Origin of the sequence: Staphylococcus lugdunensis (assembly GCF_002901705.1) — a bacterium.
Lineage (GTDB): Bacteria > Bacillota > Bacilli > Staphylococcales > Staphylococcaceae > Staphylococcus > Staphylococcus lugdunensis.
The window spans coordinates 278,922-279,439 of sequence record NZ_PPPV01000012.1 but is presented as its reverse complement, the minus strand read 5'-3'; the positions used below and the strand labels follow the sequence as shown (position 1 = coordinate 279,439).

General features: G+C 35.5%; 1 protein-coding gene. It reads right to left on the bottom strand.

What is annotated here, in order from left to right:
- Positions 1 to 518 (bottom strand): Hsp70 family protein (locus tag CD041_RS12260; RefSeq protein ID WP_258027196.1); only part of this gene is annotated, 518 nt, incomplete at both ends.

Sequence of the window (518 nt, the reverse complement as noted above, 5' to 3'; positions counted from 1 at the left end):
TGATAAGCCAGCATCTTTTAACGCTTGACGTGTTGGTTCCATAGTACGTTTAATTAATGAATCAGCTAATTCTTCAAATTTAGAACGAGTTAAGCTAATTTCTAAGTGTAATGGACCATTTGCTCCAGCAGAGATGAATGGTAATGAAATTTGGGTTTGTGATACACCTGATAAATCTTTTTTAGCTTTTTCAGCTGCATCTTTAAGACGTTGTAATGCCATTTTATCTTGAGACAAATCGACACCGTTTTCTTTTTTAAATTCAGATACTAAATAATCGATAATGACTTGGTCAAAGTCGTCACCACCAAGTTTATTGTCACCAGCAGTTGAAAGTACTTCGAATACACCGTCACCTAATTCAAGAATAGAAACGTCAAATGTACCGCCACCTAAGTCGAATACTAATACTTTTTGATCTTTTTCAGTTTTATCTAAGCCATAAGCTAATGCTGCAGCTGTAGGTTCATTGATGATACGTTCTACTTCTAAGCCAGCGATTTTACCAGCATCTTTAG